Raw genomic sequence first — 18,704 nt, forward strand, 5'->3', positions numbered from 1 at the left:
AAACCTCCCATATCCCACTCAGCACAAGCATAAGGACCGGGACGAACAATACAATACATTCCGTTTTTTTGAACGAGTTTTACAAATTCGGCTACATCTTTTTGTCCCGTAAAATCAAATTGATCAGCTTGTTGCTCGTGAAAATTCCAAAAAAGATAAATACAAATGGTATTCATCCCCATGGCTTTACACATCTGGATGCGGTGTTCCCAATATTCACGTGGGATTCTCGGAAAATGTATTTCGCCGGCACGTACCACAAATGGTTTTCCATTCAACAAAAAAGTTTTTTCTACAGCCTCAAAAGTTCCGACTTTCTTATGATCTTGAGACTTAACTGTATTGGTCAATAAAATAAAAAAAACAAATAGTATATGGTGTATTTTCATCTTCTTTTCTCTGGTTTATTAATATAGTATTTTGTATTTTGAAAGAGATAGTTTTTAACATCTTTTATTTACAACTAATACTTTCTATTTATTCTTTCCAAATGACAACATCCGCTGGTTTTAGTGATTTTTGTCCTATGATAATTTTTGCATTAGTGGGTACTGGAATTTCCTGATTTTGGGAAGAATAATTTAGTCCGTACCAGAAACCATTGCTGTATTCTACCAGTACTCCTTCAGGTAGTGCTAATGTTGGAACGTTGGCTTTGTTGAATATTTTTTGCAGTACTTCTTTTTCCAGTAGTCCGTCATCGGTATCGGGACCTATATAGGTAACAGTACCTTTACCTGATTTTCGATGTAAAACAGCAGCTTTACCTTTGTAAAACTGATCGTCATAGCTCGCCCAGACGTTTGCTGTATCCTGTGGTTCGATTACATCCCCCCAGTTATTCCATCCAAAGGAAGTTCCATCCATTTTTACTTTAGCCATTAATTTCGTTGGCAGTAAATCAAAATAGATTTCTTTTGCTCCAACCAATTCCAATATTGGTTTTTGAAATAATGCTTCCCATAAGTGTGCTTCTCGGTCTTTCTGACCTGTACGACAACTTAATACTAAGTTACCACCATTTTCGACATAGGTTTTCCAACGAGATACTAATTGGTCATCCAATAGTTGATAAGCAGGAGCTATAAGAAAAGGATATTTGGAAAAATCGTGGCTTTCGTCAATTACATCTACAGGAGTTCCCATAGATTTTAAAGCTTTGTAGTAACGATTTACATGTTCTACATAATCCCATTGGTTGGTTTGAGGTTGGTATTCCATTTCCCAGCGGTTATCAGGATTGTATAGAATTGCTGTTTTTCTTTTATTGAGAATATCAGGTGTTGCTTCTGGTTTGTACCATTTGCGGAGTTCCTGTAATTCTTTTATCACTTTTACATATTCATCTCCTGAGCGACTTACGTTAATACCATCGGTTTTCATGATACCATAATGGTATTGTTCACCTCCAGATAGAGGTTGGCGAAAACGGTAATTACAAACGAATTTATTTCCACCAGCCATAACGTGGTACATCCACATTCTAACTGCTCCAGGCATGGTTTGCGGATTGAATAATCCCCAGTTTACCTGCCCTGGCTGTAATTCCATTACGCCACTAACACCATTTATAGGTCTGAAAAAATCATTTGAAAATCCGATACTATGAGCTGATCCCATGCGAAATCCTTGTTCTCCTTGTCCAATATCATATCCTTCAGCAAGGTATTTGGTGTAGGTTTGGAAATCAAGTTCTTTCATTCTTAATGGGTCAACTGCTGAATGCTGAGGCATTAAATTAGTAGTGACCCAATGAGAGGGCTTGATGTATTTGCGTAATATATTTTTTTGAAGGATTACAAAATCGGCAGCCTGATCTGCTGTAAAGCGTTTGAAATCTAAAATAGCATGAGGGTTAGCTTGCTGTACTAATTCTTTTTGATTAGGAATATGTATTTGTTCGAAATTATTATAGGTTTGGCTCCAGAAAGCGTTTCCCCAAACTTTATTTAAGTTGTCAATGCTTTTGTATTTTTTAGCAAGCCAAATTCGATATGCTTTTTGTGCATTTTCACTATAATCAAAAGAAGCACCATAATGTGAAGGTTCGTTGTCAATTTGCCATCCGCAAACGGTATTATTGTTTCCGTATCGCTTGGCTAATAGTGTTACTATTTTATCGACGTATTGGCGGTAGGTAGCGCTAGACCAGGATGCTTGTTGCCTGGCACCGTGTTGTATTGTACGACCTTCGGCATTGACCATTAATATATCAGGGTGTTTCTCCGTAAGCCAAACAGGAGGAGTAGGTGTAGGAGTACATAATATTACCTTAAGATGATTTTTTTCGGCTAAAGCTACAGCTTTGTCCAGCCACTCAAAATTGTATTTCCCTTCTTCAGGTTCCATGGTTGACCAGGCAAATTCACCAAAATGAGTAAATTCGAAACCAAGTTCAGCCATTTTTTTTATGTCTCTTTCCCAATTGGATTCAGGCCATTGCTCCGGATAATAATAGCTTCCAACAAGCATCAAATCTTTTTTATTGAAAAACTTCTCAGCTTCTTGAGAAAATGAGGATTGGATTCCAAACAATAATAGAATGCTTAAAACAATTTTATCTTTAATAGAAAAATTATAATAGGAAGAACGAAAGTTATTTTTCATATAATGCAAGTTGGTAATTTATTCTAAGGACTTTTTTATTCTCGAGATGTATTATATAAGAGATTGAAATAAAGAAGTATTACAGCTCCAATTTAAAAACATCAAGAATTGTTATAATAAAAAGATAGATTTGGGGCAAAAGTTTTCTTTTTATAGTATAGCTTTCAAAAGTATATTATAATTAGGTAAAAACTGTTCTGAACTGTTTGTTAAATTAACTAATTCATTATTCCCCCATAGATAGTCCATAGATATTCCCAATATAAATATAGATAGTTGCTCAATTAATTTGTGAAAATTAGTGTAATCTGCCTACCTATAGGTAGACAGTTTTATGATAAAACAATAAGATACTATTATCAGTGTCTTAATCAATTTATAACCAACTTAATTTGGTTTATTTCAAATAATTTCACTCATAGGGTTCCCCTTGTCTAGTTTTCAAATAAAAAAGCCACCTCAAGTACATGTACAAGAGATGGTTTTGGTTTTTAGAAATAGTATTTAGATGAGGTTACTTTGTGACTTCATTTAATGATTTGTAAACAAGTCCTTCTACATACAAACCCTCATAGAATCGTGCAAAATCAGAGAGTTGCATATGTTTTTTATAGATGGCTCTGTCTGATATTTCGGTTCCGTTTATTTTCAGGCCTTCGAATACAATATTTTTAATACCACGCTCCGGGGAATAGCCTTCAATAATGGAAAGGTTGGCATTTTTACCGTTATAGCTCACATTCTTAAAAAACACATTTTCAATCCCACGACCGGGAGCTTTGGCATATTTTTTATTATAAGTAACCCGTAAATTGATTAATTGCCCTTGTTCAAAATCTTCTACACGGATATTTTCAAAATAGATGTTTCGGGCTAAATTTTCATCAGATACATTAATACTCATACAACCTTGGTAATTAATTTGAGGTTCGTCATGATTCAAAATATCAATATTGTTGAATTTTATATTTTCGATTACTTCGGCTTGACCCGGCTCGGGATTTCCATGAGTTCCAATTAAAATAGGGTGGGCTACATCGGCCCAAAGCGTTGCATTTTGAACGGTAACATTTTTACAGTCTCCAAAAAACTTCCAGCGATGTCCATAAATAGCGATACAATCATCAGAATTACGCATGAAAACCCCATCAATCAATACATTATTGTTAGAAAACAAATCGATTCCATCGCCCCAGCCTTTGGAACTGAAAGAACGAATGTTTTTGATTGTCAGATTAGTAGATTGACCACTAGATACCGTATAGTGGTTTGGATTCAGAAAAACTAGATCTTCAATTTGAACTTGGTCTGAAAAATTCACGCCCACACCATCATCGGCTTTATAGACAATTCCACGGCCACAAATGCGTACCTTTTTAACACTGTCACAATGAATGGAAGCTTTTAGTACTGCTCCTCCAGCCAGATAGACCGTTTTGCCACTTGGAACATGTAAGACATTGTCTTTGATTTTATGAAATCCCGGAGCAAAATATATTACTGATTTATCTTTGGGATTAGGTTTGTAGGTTTCGGGGGCATTAGTGAAAATTTGCAGATTGTGAAAAATATCTCCATTGACTTCAACAGAAAGATTGGAAGGTTTAGAAATTGAAAATGTTAGCGTATTGCCATTTATCAACGGTTGGAATCCATAAGACAATGGACGAATACGAGCAGACTGAACCGTTCCCCGATTGTAAGTTATCGAAAAATCAACACTGCCTTCAAAATCAAAATAAACCATGGAACTTTTGGTTACATGATGCATATCAACCAAGGCTTCGTATTCATATAAGTCTTTCCATTCTCCACCTGCAATCCTCACTTTTACGGTAAAATCCTCATTGTGGGGAATACTGTCTGATGCCGGAAATGTGATTAGTTTTTGTGCATGCAAACCAAGGCTGAAACTGCAGAATAAAAGGAGGCTAACTATTTTTTTCATTTTTATTTTTTTGAATTTAAATCATCATTTATAAATCAACCGGAATTATAGTTATTTTAAAATATAAAAACTCTGAATAACTGGTTCGGCCGATTGTATTTTAGGTTCAATAGCTTGTCCGTATTGCCAGGCGACTATGGTTACTTTTATTGGAAATTGACTTCGAGGTGGAATTTTAGTAAAAACTAATTTTCCATTTTTTATCTCGGCAGGGCCTTCCTGAACATAGAAATAGACTGGTTTTCCGCTGTCGGAGGTGGCTTTTAAAGTAATTTCTTTGATGCCTTTTTTTTGATTCTTTAAAGGTTCAAATGTGATTTTTTGCTCTATACCTTCCGTATTTTGTAAAGGGATGTGCATATTGAATTGTTGCACACTGCTTTTATAATTTTTATCTCCCGGATGACTTGCCATCAGCCAAATGTCGCCTGTTCTTTTTTCGTTATTTAATCCCATTCGATAAAAACGAACTGTGAAAGTAGTGTCGTTAATTTTTTCGACCGGGCCGCAAATCCGGCTAATTGTTGGTTTTCCTTTGGCGTGATTATTTATTGTTTTTGTTCTTAAGGTATCTGTGAAAATGCTATTGATATGAAAAGTGAGTCCATCTGCCTCAGGAGTGAACTTTCCTATGATACGCGCATGCGATTTTGGGTTGAAAGGGAGTAATTTTCCGTTTTGAGTAAATCCTAAATATTGTTCTTTTTTGCCTCTGACGTTCGCATAAAATTTTTCGGTAGCATCAGCTGTTTCTTTGTCGAAATACCAAAAGGCTTCTTTTTTGTTGCCTTTGTACTGATGGTAAGGTGCAGCCGGATGGCCGGGTTTTACATCTTTTTTCCAACGTTCTTTCAGCCAGCCTTTTTCGGGACTAATAGTATTTAATATTACTGCTTTGTCTAGTGGTGATTTTGAAGGTAATCGGTATGCTACGGTTTTTTTTATGAATAAATTGAGATAATCAATCAGCTCGTCAGAGATATCAAAATGCCCGTGTCCGGCATCACACAAAAAGGAAATAGCCGCATCAGGAAAGCGCTGTTGAAAATCAAGTGCCGGTTGTACGCGTGCTTCCCACCATTCGTATTCTCCTTCAATCATTAAGCCTGGAACGCCGTCAATGTTTCGGTTGCTCCAATCCGGATTTGGTCGTCCGCTTCCGGTAAGATTCGTTAAAGGCGCATCTCCATGTATGGAAAGAATCGCTAAAGTTCGTGTTGGATTCCATGCGGCAAAATTCCACGGATAACTGGCATAGGCTGAATGCCCGATAGGAATTGCCGGAGCAAATTGAAGTTCTGAATAGCCTGAAGCTGTTGCCAAATCTTTCATAATGGACTCAAAATCTTTGCCGGCGGTTTTATTAAAATCGAATAGCATGTCAAATCCCGGTGAAACCCAAACAATGGCGATGTCTAATTGAGCCATTTCTTTGCGGAATTTAGGATGTTCAAAAATGGTTTCTTCGGTCATATTATGTTGGCCAATTATAACGGCACGTACCTGTTTACAGTTTTCCGGAATCCATAAAAAAGCATGGGGATGGTCTTTGGTTTCATTAGAAACCATTGAGCTAACCGGAATTGACCATTGCCATTGGGCGGTAATAGGAGAGCTTAGAAATAGATAAAATAGGGTTAGTGATAAGTTTAGTTGTCTTGGGAATAATTTCATTTTGTTTATTGGTATTCAGGTTGGTATAGCTATATGTTTTGAAAATTATAATTTATTCTAAATAAAAATGGCATTAAAATTTTTTTAATGCCATTTAAATTAAATTTCAAATTTATATTTTAATTCAGAGAAAACTATTCTGAACTGTTTGTTAAATCGTCATTTTTTTTGCAGAATGATTAACTTAATTTTTTCGAAGAATTTCTTTGTATTAATACAGGTTTCAATACAATATTTTCAGGCTCGGTTTGTCCTTGTTTGTCTTTTATTTGTGTTAGGAGGAGGTTAGTTGCAATTTTTCCCATATCGAATCCTGGTTGGTCAATTGTAGTAAGTGAAGGTTCTATCACCGAAGAAATGGGTTCGTTACTAAAGCCTACAATGGCAATGTCTTCAGGGATTTTAAATCCTTGTTGTTTTAAATATTGTAAAGCACTTATGGCAGCGGTATCATTGGAAGAAAAAATCCCATCGATAGGAATATTTAAAGAAAGCAGTTTTTTTACGTTTTCAATTCCATCAGCTTCCATTAGTTTTGAACTTATAATTAAGTCTTCGTTCAAAGGAATCTTATGTTTTTCTAATGCGGCTATGTATCCCTTGAAACGGTTTTTGTAGATTTCTAAATTTTGCGGACCCGAAAAATGGGCTATTTTTCTACAGCCTTGTAAAATAAGATGTTCTGTTGCATCAAAACCTCCCTGGAAATCATCGATAAGGATAGTACTAATTTGAGGAATATCAATGTGTCTATCAAAAAAAATTATGGGTCTGCCACTGTTTTTGAAAGTTTGAAGAATAGCATTGTCTTTGGTTTCCATTGATATCGAAATAAGAATTCCGTCCACTCTGTTTGCCGAAAGTGATTGTATTATTTTTTGTTCTCTGTCAAATTGTTCTAACGATTGGCAAATGGTGACATTATATCCCGCATCATAAGCTGTTTCTTCTATACCTGCAATTGCCGATGAAAAGAAATGACGGGAGATTCGGGGAACAATCACTCCAATGGTATTACTTTTATTATTGCGGAGATTCGAGGCAAGCAGATTTCTTTGATAACCAAGTTCAAAAGCTTTTGCGTTTACTTTATCTTTTGTTTTTTGTGTTACCCTGTCACTATTACTTAATGCTCTTGAAACGGTAGAACTATCAATGTTTAATTCTTTTGCAATATCATGAATTGTTACTTTGTTGTTCTCCATTTTAGTCTTAAAATTTGAATGACGTTTTTCTTTTATAAAAAAGTAGTAAAATTAAACTATTGAAAGTCATTCCTTTTACAAATTAGTTGTATTCTGATAAAAGAATGTTCGAAGACAAGCTTTTATCAGGGGGTAGATAGATTAGTTTTTATGTTAGTTCTGAAATTAACATCTATTTTTTTTCAGAAAAGTTATTATCACATAGCAAAAATACAAATAATGTAATACAATCGATTGTATTTGTAAAAATAAATAGTATTTTTGAAAAAAATAAATGCTAAGAAAATAGGGATATGGCTGAAAATTTTAAAGTGCGTTATGCGGCATCTCCACAAGATGTTAAAAATTATGATACAACAAGGTTAAGAGAAGAGTTCTTAATTGAGAATTTAATGGAGTCTGACTCAGTGAATTTAGTTTATAGCCATTATGATCGATTTGTTACCGGAGGGGCTGTACCTGTTAAATCTTCTTTGAAGTTGGGAACTTTTGAACCATTAAAATCGGAGTATTTTTTAGAAAGAAGAGAATTAGGAATTATCAATGTGGGGGGCAGTGGCTATGTTTTAGTTGATGGAGAAAGATTTGATTTGGATTATAAAGAAGCATTATATGTGGGTAAATCCAATAAAGAAATTATTTTTCATAGTATTGAAGCTTCAAATCCTGCAAAATTTTATTTAAATTCAACACCTGCTCACAAAGTTTTTCCAACTAAGAAAATTAGTCAGGAAGAAGCTGAAATAGTGAAATTGGGTTCTATCGAAACTGCTAATGCAAGAACGATAAGAAAATTAATAGTGAATAGTGTAGTTGAAACTTGTCAGGTTCAAATGGGAATGACGGAGTTGAAATCCGGAAGTGTGTGGAATACCATGCCCGCCCACGTGCATGATAGAAGGATGGAGGTTTATTTCTATTTTGAAGTGCCAAAGGATCAGGCTGTATGTCATTTCATGGGTGAACCACAAGAAACCAGACATATTTGGATGGCAAATGAACAGGCTGTGATTTCTCCGCCTTGGTCCATTCATTCAGGCTCAGGAACAAGTAATTATACTTTTATCTGGGGAATGGCTGGAGAAAATTTAGATTACGGTGATATGGATTTTTGTAAAATAACTGATTTAAAATAAACTTTAAAAATAATTAATTATGTCAATAAACTTATTTGATTTGACGGGTAAAACCGCTTTAGTTACTGGAGGTGTTCATGGTTTAGGAATGGCGATGGCTAAAGGTCTTGGGCACGCAGGTGCAAAAATCGTAGTAAACGATCTTTCTTCGCAAGAGGCTGTAGATAATGCTGTTGCCGAATATAAATCGGAGGGTATTGAGGCTCATGGATATTTATTTGATGTAACTGACGAAGCGGCTGTAATTGCGGCGATTAAAAAAATAGAAGCTGAAGTTGGCCCTATCGATATTTTAATTAATAATGCAGGAATTATCAAAAGAACTCCTATGCTCGAAATGGAAGTTAAAGATTTTGCTGCAGTAATCAATGTTGATTTAATTAGTCCGTTTATTGTTTCTAAAAATGTTGCTAAAGGTATGATTGAGCGTGGAGGAGGAAAAATCATCAATATTTGTTCAATGATGAGTGAATTAGGAAGAGATTCTGTTAGTGCTTACGCTGCCGCTAAAGGAGGTTTGAAAATGTTGACTAAAAATATGGCTACCGAATGGGCTAAATTTAATATTCAAACTAACGGAATAGGACCAGGTTATTTTGCCACTAGTCAAACAGCTCCAATCAGAGTGAATGGACATCCGTTTAATGAGTTTATTGTTGGTAGAACTCCAGCTGGTCGTTGGGGAGATCCAAATGATTTGCAAGGAGCGGCTATTTTCTTAAGCTCAAAAGCGAGTGATTTCGTAAATGGTCATGTTGTTTATGTCGATGGAGGGATCTTAGCAACAATAGGGAAACCTTCTAATGAGGTCTAATTTTAGAAGAGTTGTATAAAATTTAAAGAGGATGGTTTTTTAATCATCCTTTTTTTGTGCTCTTGTCAGGATTACAATCGAACATCTTATAGCTATTTTGGTGTTTTAAATAGTTTTGAATCACGATTTAATTCTTAATTACCCTGTTGGGGCAAATTATTTGAAATAAATTAAAATATTTATATATTATAATAAACAATATTAAAAATCAAATTATTTAATTCTTTGAAAAATAGTATATTTATATAAGTTCAAATTTAATTTTTCATAAGTAAATTATCCTGTAATATAAATATGAAAATAGTATCAGTTTCAAATAAGTTTTTTAATTTTTTTAAAGAAAAAAGAGGAATTTCTTTTTTGCGAGAAAATGATAAAATTATTAGACAGTATATATTAACTGCTTTTTTTATTGGAATTGGAATTTGGTTTATAAAACAAGAGCATTCGGAGTTAAGGGAAGTAAAAAATGTGATTACAAATGCCAACAGTTTTTGGGTTTTAGGAGGAATTGTTCTGGCTGCTATTTACATTATTTTGCAGGCATTAATGTATTTTGCATCCTTTAAGGCTATTCAAAGCAAGATTTCATTTAAACAGGCGCTTGTTTTATTTCTTAAGCGAAATTTTGTTAGTGTATTTTTACCGGCAGGAGGAATTTCGTCCTTAGCATTTTTTACAAAACCTATTGAAAAGGAAGGAGTAAAAGCAACCCAAATTTATTTTGCATCAATACTATATGGTTTTGTTGGTATTCTCTCGGTAATTATTGTAGCGATACCTGCTTTAATTTATTCTTTATTTCAAGGAAGATTAGGGTTAGGAGAGTGGTATGCATTTGGGGCTATTATAGCATTAAGTTTACTCTTTTTTTTAATTTACTCGTCAATTTTAAAGAAGGGGTATATTTATCATCTTACAATAAAGTTTTTTCCGTCTGCAGAAGTATTGATGGATGATTTTCAGAGTAACAAAATTGTTAAAGAGAATTTTTTGCAAATTGTTTTTTATTCCATTCTTATTGAGTTTGTTGGAATAGGACATTTGTATATTGTAATGATTGCTTTGGGTTTTAGTCCATCATTAACCGCTGCCGTGATGGGGTATATAATTTCTGTTATATTTTTGATTGTCTCTCCTTTTCTTCGTGGACTTGGTGCTATCGAAATTTCAATGAGTTTTATATTAATACAATTTGGTTTTCAAAATGTTAATGCCATAGCAATTACTTTTTTATATCGGTTTTTTGAATTTTGGATTCCGTTATTAGCAGGCGCATCACTTTTTTTATTTAATGTGAATAAGTTATTGATGCGAATTGCACCTTCTTTTCTACTTTTTGCTTTAGGACTGATAAATATATTGTCAGTTATAACACCAGCTATTTCAGAACGTTTAAAGATTTTAGAAAATTTTATTCCTATTTCGGCAATTAAGGTCTCGAATATTTTTGTTATCACTGCAGGATTATTTATGTTGGTTAATGCAGCATTTATGCTTAAAGGATTGCGAACTGCTTGGTGGTTTGCGATTTTTTTAAGTGGTATTTCTGTTGTTGGACATCTTACAAAAGCAATTGATTATGAGGAAGCTGTAATTGCTCTGGTTGTTTTTATAAGTTTAATTGTTACCAGAAAAGAGTATTATGTAAAGAGCAATTCGCACTTACAAAGTATAGGTTTAAAAACAGTTTCAATTAGTATTGCAGCTGTTTTAGTGTATAGTACTTTAGGTTTTTATTTTTTAGATAAGAAGCATTTTGATATTGATTTTAATTGGCTTCAGTCTGTGAAGTATGCCTTGCAGAATTACTTTTTAATAGGAAGTTCTGATTTAGTGCCCTTGGATCGTTTTGCCAGACGCTTTTTACTTTCTATAAATATTTGTGGTTTCTTATCATTAGGGTTTCTGGCTTTTGCCTTAATTCGCCCCTATACAATAAAAAGAGAAGCAGTCGAGGATGATTTTGTAACAGCCAATGCTATCCTGAATCAGTTTGGAACTTCTGCTTTAGATTATTTTAAAACCTATAATGATAAAATTATCTTTTTTGCTAATAATAAAAAGGCTTTTTTGGCTTATCGAGTAATCGATAATTTTGCTGTGGTTTTGGAAAATCCGGTTGCTGAATCAGTCGTTGAAAAGAAAAAATGCATATTCGAATTTGATGCTTATTGTTATGATAATGGATTAAGAAGTATTTATTATCGTGTATCTGAAGAAAATTTACAACTGTTTTCTTCACTGCAAAAAAAGAGTTTATTTATAGGACAGGAAGGGATTGTTGATTTATTAACATTTACTTTAGAAGGCGGAGCCAAAAAATCGTTGCGTAATGCTATAAGTAAAGTAAAGGAGAAAGGCTATAAAACAACTGTACATACTTCGCCTGTAAAAGATGGAATTCTGCAAAAAATAAAAGCAGTAAGTGATGAATGGATAGTTAGCACGGGAAGAAACGAAATGGTTTTTTCTCAAGGAATGTTTAATTGGAACGAACTCAAACAACAAACTATAATTACGGTTGAAAATTCGGAAGAAAAAGTAGTCGCTTTTTTAAATGTAATTCCTGATTATGCAAAAGGCGAAGGAACTTATGATTTAATACGAAAAACCAATGATGCGCCTAATGGGATAATGGATTTTATTCTTATAGAGCTGTTTACTTATCTAAAATCTCAAGGTTATACATCAGTAAATTTAGGATTAGCTGCAATGAGTGGCATAGAAGAAGCGCATACATTTCCGGAAAAATCAATGAAGTTTGCTTATGAAAAAATCATTTTTTTTTTCACATTATAAAGGTTTGCGAGATTTTAAGGAAAAGTTTTCTCCGGTATGGTATAATAAATATTTAATTTATACCCATGATTATGATTTATTACAAGTTCCAATGGTTTTAAATAAAGTAATAAAGCCATAACCTATTCAAATGAAAAAATATGAGAATAACCCAATTTAATTTGGTTAAAGTAGTAGCTATGATTTGCATTATTAGCTGTATCTCTGATTTTATTGTATTGTTTTTATTGGGCAATTGTTATCCTGGATATAGTCAATTAAAAAATACGATAAGTTCTTTAGGAGCCTCAGTCAGTCCAGTTTCATATGTAATTTCTTTATGGTGGATATTCATTGGGACTGTATTTGTTTTTTTCGGAATCATTATCGGAAAAGCATTTGATATAAATCATAAAAATGTAAAAATCGCCTCCCTGTTAATTATACTTTACGGATTAGGTGAAGGTATTGGTTCAGGATTGTTTAAAGCAGACAGAATAGAAGGAGGATTGACTAAACCGTTCATTATTCATAATATTTTAGGAGGGATTGGTGTTATTGCCGCATTGATTTTACCATTAATAATGCGTAAGCTAATTACAAAGAAAACAATGTTCCATTTTTATTTATTTTCATGGGTGGTTTTCATTATTGGAATTATTACGATGTTGTTATTTGCAATCCGATTTTCTCCTAATGAGCATAATTTTTTGGTCTTGTATAAAGGATTGTGGCAACGGCTTTTTCTTTTGAATTTATATACTTATTTTATAGTTATTTCAATTATAATGTATAATAAAGAAGTATAAGCTTTATGATGCTGAAAAAATAATTAGTTTTTTTGATAAAATTTACTTTCCGATACAATATCTAAAAATCCTTTATTTATAAAGGTTTTATAGGGTGGAGGTGTACATCGGGTGTAGTTGTTTTGTGTTGTTGTATTAGTTAGTGCTAATAAAAATAAATTATATTTTTTTTTCGGAAAGAAATAGTTGTGTCCTTTTCTCGATTAATGCAGTATAATTGGCCTTTTTTTCATTATTCAAAAAAGATAGTTGAATGAGTTCAATTGCTTTTAGAAGCCATTTCTCTAATCTCTTGTAGACATAGTTAACTTGTTTTTCATTTAATTCTAAAACAGCTCCAAATCGATCAAAATATTTTTTAGTAAAATTTTTCTTTTTTCCTCCAAACAATAAGGCCGTATCTTCATCATCTTTTGGTAATATCATTTTTACATTTAATAGATCATAGGCAGGTGATAGTTCCCAACTTAAATTTGGATGCCACATGGAGAAATTTTTCAAGTGCATATCATTATTTCCAATGATATAATTAAAAACTGCCAATTCAAAAAAGCGCAATTTGTCTAGCAAGGTATTTGCAGATAATTCTCCTATTGTTTTACCTACCATTTCCATTGTTCCTTTATATTTGTCTTCAAGCTCTACTATTTGTAGTAAATCAATCATATGGATTTTAGTATTGGGAGCTGGTCGGTCTATACGCTTTGTTATATAGCACAATTCGCCCGAAGCCAAGGGAATCAAATTATGAGGAACTACGTTAATATTAAATAATTCGGCTAGTTTCATAGATAAATGCTCGTTTTCAGGCATTTGCTCATATAGCTGATTTTGTGGTTTTAAAATATAATTTCCATCCAGAGCATCCATTATAGTTAAACGTCCTGTTTGTCCATCTTCTAAGTTTGATTGTATCAAACTCAATGATAATTTTGGCTGTACACCGGGAACGGTTATTGATAGTTCAACGGCTTCTTTTGCAAGTTTAGCCATATCTTCTAATCGGTAGGGAAGACTTGGAGCTTCACTTGTTCCATAAAATGCTTTATTACATTTTGCATGATAATAGTCGTTATTATCATCTTGAAGTTCCTGATAGCAATACAAACATCTACGCATTTTTACTTTGAGTTATAGGATGAACACTTACCGCACCAATACTATTTTGGCAACAAGCCAATAACAATCCCATTCGGTCATTTTTATTAATTTTCCAACTTTCTGAAGCTATATTCAACAGCCAGCCTTCAGGAATTAACCCATCAAAAAAAGGAAATAAATGCTTGCTCTTATAGGCTTGTTTACGTACAGGCATATTAAAAGTAATAAAGTCGTCGGGATGATTTGTACAATATTCAGTATCGTAAACAAATTCATATTCTCCACTATCTTGTTCGCTTAGTACCCCTGCTCTTTGATTATTATATTTTATTATAGCTTGTCTCATGTTACTTTTCAATTATTGGACCTACTGTATGGCCAAACATTTTTAAAACCTGATTCACTTTAGACAAGCTTAAATTGTCTTTCCCTTGTTCTATTTTCCGAATGACTGTTAATGCAACACCTGCTTTCATAGCAAACTCTTCTTGAGTAAGATTAGCCTGTTTACGTCTTGTTTTTACAAAATTGGCAATTGAATCCATGTTATATGCTTTTGGATATAAAAATAGTAAAAAAAAGTAAATTATATGTAATTAAATATAAAATAGATTTTTAGATTTAAATTATATGTGTTTAGATATAATTTACCGACATAACAGTAAAAATAATTTGTTTTGATTTTATTAGGAGTGTCGAAAATAGTAGTAAGTGTTTGTACTACCCACCAGTCTTTTTCTACTGCAAATGGGGCTAATCCTAGTTTATTACTGACTTGTTGTAATATCGTTGCTTTTTCATTGATAGTAACGTATGAAAACTTATGTTTGTCATTACAGTGCTTTTTGCATTATTTTTTTTATCCAAACTGGGGCTAATTGTATATCGTGTAGTAAGTTAGTTCGATCTTCTTTTTTTAAAATAGCTATTATTTTCTTCTCTTCATCAACAGTGATTTTATCGATACCAATTTCTCTTAAAGCTTGAATAACTAAACTGCTAATGTCTCCTTTAGCTAATAAGTTTTTAGGAGTAGTTTTTTTGAATTTAATAGTTCGTTTCCCTACTTTAATTATTCTCGGAGCACCATCAGTAAGATAGACTAAGTTTAAAGGGACTTGCGGACTTAAACCTAAAGCATTCAGCGCATAAACACCTGTAGGTACAATTTTTACTCTATCTCTTTTGGCAATGATTTTGGCTACTTCTTCGGCAGAAGGTAGTACTTCACCAATGTATTCACTTATAATTGGTCGGACATAAATTCCTTGCGCTATACGTGTAATAAAACCTTTTTCTTCCAAACGTTGTAAAGCTTTGCGTATCGCTTCTGAAGAACCAAAATTATTGAAAGTATCAGGAAAAAACAAAGTACCTCGTTTTTGAGATTCAATATTGTTTTCTATTCTTAATTCAATACTTTCCATTTTATATGATGATTATTTTTGTCACAAATATAGTGAAAATTTGTGACAAAGTATGTTTTAGAATTGCTAGGTATTGAGGTAATAAGAAAATTATCATTACTATTTTATTGATTACTATGATAAAGAAAGATTGCAATTCAACTATAAAACAGTCTATATAATCTTAGAAAGATGCAACAAGTAATTCAAAAATAGAAGGAATTGCTTTAAATTTCTTTTAAAAGTATTTAGAATTGTTGGAAAATAGAGTAGGGAGGTTTGAGTAGTTTTAATATTTATTTTGTGCTAAAACAGTAAAATAAGTAGATTCAAATCTACTTATTTGTGTATTATTTGGACAAATAAGGTTTTTTTAGGACTGAAAATTGTTTATTTATCTAAATTCCAATCTCTAGTTAATGAATTAATCTCCGCAAAAAATGCGGTGATTAAGTTGTTTATTCACCGCATTTTTAAAATTAACACTTCTAAAAAGGTCTTTTTGCGATAAGATAAGCATTTTTCAATGCTCTGAGATTTTGCTCCATTTGATTTTTAGTATAATTCTTTTCTTGAGCATCATAATTAATCATACCAGTGTTTTCCTCTACAATATAATCTAAATAATACTCTTCATTATATTGCAGCGTAATTCCTTTATAACCTATATTCACAATTGTTTGTAATTCGTTCGTTGGTATATTTTCTCTTGTCAATATTTTTTTTGTTTCCATAAATTATTAGTGTTTATTCACCGCATTTTTTAAATTATTTAGCTATTTCAAATTGTTAAATTCATATAAGGTAAAGTCAGTCAGGTATATAACTGATTTAGTAATAAAATATAAAAATTGAAACATAAAGAAAACAAATAAAAAACGATACAAAATAATTAGAGTAACCCTAAAAGTTAGCCAATAATCTATGGCTTCAAAATTTAATTTAACAGTCGATAAATGAAAATTTAGTAAACAAGTAAAAAAAGAACTAGCAATTACAAAAAATATACACATAATTGCTACTATAATAGAGTAAGATAAAGTGAATGAAAAATTCTTCAAATAATTAAAGGTTCTATTATTTAGAGTATTAGTTTCTGTTCTCTCTTTTAGATCTTTAATAGTTTCATTTTCCTTTGGATGTATAGTTTCTAGTTTAGTCAATTTATCTGGAATTTTTAATAAAACACTATACATTAATCCAGAAAATAAAGATAAAAGCATTGCTAGAATTTTAGAGTCCTCAATAAACTTATCATGCTTGTAACAAACAATAAAAACACTTAGTGCCGTTATTATAACATATACAATAATCAATTCACGATAATTTACTTTATTATCGTCACTGATGTAAATACTTCTAGTAGCATTTAAGTAAATTTTCCAGACTTTTTTTATCATATTCTTGCAATTCTAGTATATTGCCCTGCAACTAATTCTCTTAATAAATCATCACAAAATAATTTTAAATTTACAAAATTTGGAGTCCCATTTACATCTAATGGCACTTTACCCTCTAAATAAATTCTTGGCATCACATCATTCGTATCCAATTCAAAAGTTGAAGTTTTTTTAGAAGATAAATTTTGTAATGATACTCTTTTTTGTGCTCTTGATAATTGAAAATTATTAAAAGTTAATCCAGAAACAACTCTGTTTAATATACCAATTTTTCCTGGAGGAATATTATTAACCCCTTTCGGTTTAATAGAGATTTCAATACTATATTCTTTACATAAATTAGAAAATTCCGCATCAGTAGTGATAGATGAAGATAAAGTGTTTGTGAGATAACTTAAACCTACAACTTTACTATTATTTTTAAATTCATCTCTTATACTATCGGGCAAAATGGCTGAAGGTTCTGGTTTATTGTATTTACCCCTAATACTAAATAAATCCCTTATATGCTGTATAAATTCTTTTCTAATACTTTCACCACCATATATGTGAAAAAATAAATATCCAAAACTGCTTTCTAAAGGTAGATGAAGATAGAAAAAATATTTATCATTAATTACATTACCACTTAAATCTTCTTCAGTTTCTCTGTTATTTAATGGGGATTTTGTTTTACCAGATCCTTTAACTCCCCCCTTTAGAACTCCCCATATAATTTCATCGGTTACATTATAACCATATTCTTGAACATTTGTGCTTAATGTAAAAGCTTTGTTTCTTACTTCAGTATATCCTTCATCAATACGATTAATAAATAATTGATAAAATTCATTAAATAAGTTGTTCTCAGGTATAACACCTGGAATATTTAATATTAAATCCTTAAAACTATTATTTTCATATCCTGCAACAGGTTTTAATGCAATGGTAAATACTTCTAATTTTACACTTTCTGGGTTATTCATTTTTTTTAATCTTTTATATTTTTATTTGGCTGTATCGCCTTTATCAAAATTTGCTATATATAAAGCCATCATCCCCTTAACAAAAACAGTCACAAACTCCTTCATAAACTCAATAATCTTATATAATATCCTATTTCCAGTTTACTTGGTTTAGAAAACTTATTCTTTATCTGTTTCTATTAAATCTAAGAATTCGTCTCGCAAAGGTTCATGTTGCCAAAAGAGATAGTTTCTATGAATAGCTCTGTTTTTTCTACAGATAGTTTTTCAACTTTAATTAATTCTTATGCGATCCTACTATAGGTTTTAATTCCTTTGCTAATTCAATTTCAAGAACTCCAAGTAAGCTTTTCATTTCTTCTTTAAATACTATATAGTTTAATTTCAAATTGCCATAACGTTCAGTATCGTACCAATAGGTCAGTTGTAAACTTCCAGTTCTGTCACTAACAGAATGTCCCAAATGATTAACAAACCTATAGTGAAATTTATCTATAACTTTACCTACATATAAGACCCCGCTAGATTTTCTTCGGGAACTTGGTATTTCTGTAAATTTTCTTTCTTTAGGTATTTTGCTAATCTTTTCAAATAGCTGATTTAAAGAATCATTTTCTAATTTTGTAGCATCGTAAGTCAGCCAATATAAAACAGGTACTTTTTTCGGTAAGCTATCGTACAAATCTTTAAAATTAGCACACTTAGAAAATGTTTGTGTCTTTCTGTACTTTTCATTTAGATAGCTACTATCAATTTCTATAGTCTTTACTTCTAAATCATTCCCCTTGATTGCGTCAATACACCTTTTTAATTTATTAATTTGATCATCCACAATATCTTGTAATTTATTCATAATTG

General features: G+C 32.0%; 17 protein-coding genes. 4 read left to right on the forward strand and 13 right to left on the reverse strand.

Annotated elements, in window-relative coordinates; translation table 11 throughout:
• From EOD40_RS17375 to EOD40_RS17395, 5 genes are all read right to left on the reverse strand, one after another.
• A partial coding sequence (locus EOD40_RS17375) for a beta-galactosidase (protein WP_196781468.1) occupies positions 1–389 on the reverse strand: 389 nt, incomplete at its 3' end.
• Positions 390–477: 88 nt separating this feature from the next.
• On the reverse strand, positions 478–2,607 hold the full coding sequence (locus EOD40_RS17380) for a beta-galactosidase (protein WP_128197717.1): 2,130 nt from the start codon (positions 2,605–2,607) through the stop codon (positions 478–480).
• Between the two features lie 514 nt (positions 2,608–3,121).
• Positions 3,122–4,555: a glycosyl hydrolase family 28 protein gene (locus EOD40_RS17385; protein WP_196781469.1), complete on the reverse strand. Its 1,434-nt coding sequence runs from the start codon at positions 4,553–4,555 to the stop codon at positions 3,122–3,124.
• Positions 4,556–4,606: 51 nt separating this feature from the next.
• Positions 4,607–6,229 carry a hypothetical protein gene (locus EOD40_RS17390; RefSeq protein WP_128197720.1) on the reverse strand — a complete coding sequence of 541 codons (1,623 nt, stop codon included), beginning with the start codon at positions 6,227–6,229 and terminating at the stop codon, positions 4,607–4,609.
• 179 nt (positions 6,230–6,408) lie between these two features.
• Positions 6,409–7,434 (reverse strand): LacI family DNA-binding transcriptional regulator, encoded by a 1,026-nt coding sequence (locus EOD40_RS17395; protein WP_128197722.1) that lies wholly within the window; start codon positions 7,432–7,434, stop codon positions 6,409–6,411.
• A gap of 293 nt (positions 7,435–7,727) precedes the next feature.
• Between EOD40_RS17395 and kduI the strand changes: the two genes are divergently transcribed.
• The 4 genes from kduI to EOD40_RS17415 all read left to right on the forward strand — a co-directional run bounded on the left by kduI (position 7,728) and on the right by EOD40_RS17415 (position 12,974).
• Positions 7,728–8,570 carry a 5-dehydro-4-deoxy-D-glucuronate isomerase gene (kduI, locus tag EOD40_RS17400; RefSeq protein ID WP_128197723.1) on the forward strand — a complete coding sequence of 281 codons (843 nt, stop codon included), beginning with the start codon at positions 7,728–7,730 and terminating at the stop codon, positions 8,568–8,570.
• Positions 8,571–8,589: 19 nt separating this feature from the next.
• Positions 8,590–9,384, forward strand: a complete 795-nt coding sequence (locus EOD40_RS17405) for a gluconate 5-dehydrogenase (protein WP_128197725.1) — start codon at positions 8,590–8,592, stop codon at positions 9,382–9,384.
• A 294-nt stretch (positions 9,385–9,678) separates the two neighbouring features.
• On the forward strand, positions 9,679–12,186 hold the full coding sequence (locus EOD40_RS17410) for a phosphatidylglycerol lysyltransferase domain-containing protein (protein WP_231129655.1): 2,508 nt from the start codon (positions 9,679–9,681) through the stop codon (positions 12,184–12,186).
• 140 nt (positions 12,187–12,326) lie between these two features.
• The gene (locus EOD40_RS17415) at positions 12,327–12,974 is read left to right on the forward strand and encodes a DUF998 domain-containing protein (protein WP_128197727.1); all 648 of its coding nucleotides are present in this window, start codon (positions 12,327–12,329) and stop codon (positions 12,972–12,974) included.
• A gap of 159 nt (positions 12,975–13,133) precedes the next feature.
• Here the strand turns inward: EOD40_RS17415 and EOD40_RS17420 are convergent, their stop codons facing one another.
• From EOD40_RS17420 to EOD40_RS17455, 8 genes are all read right to left on the reverse strand, one after another.
• Complete coding sequence (locus tag EOD40_RS17420) at positions 13,134–14,093, reverse strand: HipA domain-containing protein (protein ID WP_164905507.1); 960 nt, start codon at positions 14,091–14,093, stop codon at positions 13,134–13,136.
• Complete coding sequence (locus EOD40_RS17425) at positions 14,086–14,421, reverse strand: HipA N-terminal domain-containing protein (protein WP_128197728.1); 336 nt, start codon at positions 14,419–14,421, stop codon at positions 14,086–14,088. Before EOD40_RS17425 ends, EOD40_RS17420 begins: the two co-directional genes overlap by 8 nt.
• Before the next feature lies 1 nt (position 14,422).
• Positions 14,423–14,620, reverse strand: a complete 198-nt coding sequence (locus EOD40_RS17430; protein ID WP_128197730.1) for a type II toxin-antitoxin system Y4mF family antitoxin — start codon at positions 14,618–14,620, stop codon at positions 14,423–14,425.
• A gap of 288 nt (positions 14,621–14,908) precedes the next feature.
• A complete protein-coding gene (locus tag EOD40_RS17435) occupies positions 14,909–15,502 on the reverse strand; it encodes a DUF6088 family protein (protein ID WP_128197732.1) in 594 nt (197 codons plus the stop codon).
• 467 nt (positions 15,503–15,969) lie between these two features.
• Positions 15,970–16,215 (reverse strand): hypothetical protein, encoded by a 246-nt coding sequence (locus EOD40_RS17440; protein ID WP_128197734.1) that lies wholly within the window; start codon positions 16,213–16,215, stop codon positions 15,970–15,972.
• Between the two features lie 42 nt (positions 16,216–16,257).
• Positions 16,258–16,881, reverse strand: a complete 624-nt coding sequence (locus EOD40_RS17445) for a hypothetical protein (protein WP_128197736.1) — start codon at positions 16,879–16,881, stop codon at positions 16,258–16,260.
• On the reverse strand, positions 16,878–17,846 hold the full coding sequence (locus tag EOD40_RS17450) for a hypothetical protein (protein ID WP_128197738.1): 969 nt from the start codon (positions 17,844–17,846) through the stop codon (positions 16,878–16,880). The genes EOD40_RS17445 and EOD40_RS17450 overlap by 4 nt, the downstream gene beginning before the upstream one ends.
• Before the next feature lie 277 nt (positions 17,847–18,123).
• Positions 18,124–18,699: a hypothetical protein gene (locus EOD40_RS17455; protein ID WP_128197740.1), complete on the reverse strand. Its 576-nt coding sequence runs from the start codon at positions 18,697–18,699 to the stop codon at positions 18,124–18,126.
• Positions 18,700–18,704 lie beyond the last annotated feature (5 nt).

It is taken from the genome of Flavobacterium sufflavum (assembly GCF_004016525.1).
GTDB classification, from domain to species: Bacteria; Bacteroidota; Bacteroidia; order Flavobacteriales; family Flavobacteriaceae; genus Flavobacterium; species Flavobacterium sufflavum.